Consider the following 822-nt stretch of genomic DNA (forward strand, 5'->3'; position numbering starts at 1 on the left):
CGTAAAATCCTTGATGCGCGGCGGCTACAGTGATACCGCCGATCGCATACCTGGTGGTAATAACCATAAACCCTCCTTTCACTATTGGGCCGGCGGTGCCAATAACCGCCAAGACCGCCTATTCTACGATAGTATCATTTGCTACGGCATAAATGTCAACTGTTGACTTTAAAGGTTGGTGTTGTATAGTAACCAACGGGCGCATAGCTCAGTGGTGAGAGCGCGATCCTGATACGATCGAGGTCGGTGGTTCGAATCCACCTGCGCCTACCATTGGAAAATAGGGAAAGGAGAGAGGCATGGAGTGGCTCGAATACGCTGACCAACCAGAAGAAGCAGCCGCACTGCTGGTCACACTGCCGGATGATGTGATTGCGCAGATCAGCGATGCTATGCTGCGCGAACTAGCGTACCTTGCCAGTACGCATCAGGTAGCCGCGGCTAGGGTGGTGCTCGGTATGCGTTCAGTCATTGCGGAACGCCTGCCGGTGAAGCTGCTGTTCGCGTTGGAAGTGGTGAGTAAGGGGTGGTGAAATGAGTAAACCAGCAACAAAATTGACACATCTAGAACAGCTGCTCCGCACAACCCTGGCTTTGCGCGGAGCATTAGGTGTTACCGAGTACAAGCATGTTGTTCTGGGCCTCGTTTTTCTTAAACACCTTTCTGATCTAAATGATAACAGGGGGAAGGGAATCTTCTGGGTGCCACCTGAGGCCCGCTGGTCGGAGCTCCAGAAGAACGCCCGCCAGCCCACCATCGGCCAGCTCGTGGACGACGCTATGGCCGCCGTGGAGCGCGACAACCCCTCCCTCAAGGGGGTG

At 54.6% G+C, this 822-nt stretch carries 2 protein-coding genes and 1 tRNA gene; all 3 read left to right on the forward strand.

What is annotated here, in order from left to right; all coding sequences use genetic code 11:
* The first annotated feature begins 197 nt into the window (after positions 1 to 197).
* Positions 198 to 273: transfer RNA gene (locus tag AC01ZF_RS17545), tRNA-Ile, on the forward strand.
* Positions 274 to 299: 26 nt separating this feature from the next.
* Complete coding sequence (locus tag AC01ZF_RS17550; protein ID WP_476575552.1) at positions 300 to 533, forward strand: hypothetical protein; 234 nt, start codon at positions 300 to 302, stop codon at positions 531 to 533.
* Position 534: 1 nt separating this feature from the next.
* On the forward strand, positions 535 to 822 hold a 288-nt coding region (locus AC01ZF_RS17555), incomplete at its 3' end, for a type I restriction-modification system subunit M N-terminal domain-containing protein (RefSeq protein ID WP_476575553.1).

This window comes from Chloroflexus sp. (assembly GCF_056331925.1).

Bases quoted from the DNA above. Each gene is read 5' to 3' on its own strand.
- AC01ZF_RS17550 (WP_476575552.1), top strand. From the start codon at position 300: ATGGAGTGGCTCGAATACGCTGACCAACCAGAAGAAGCAGCCGCACTG.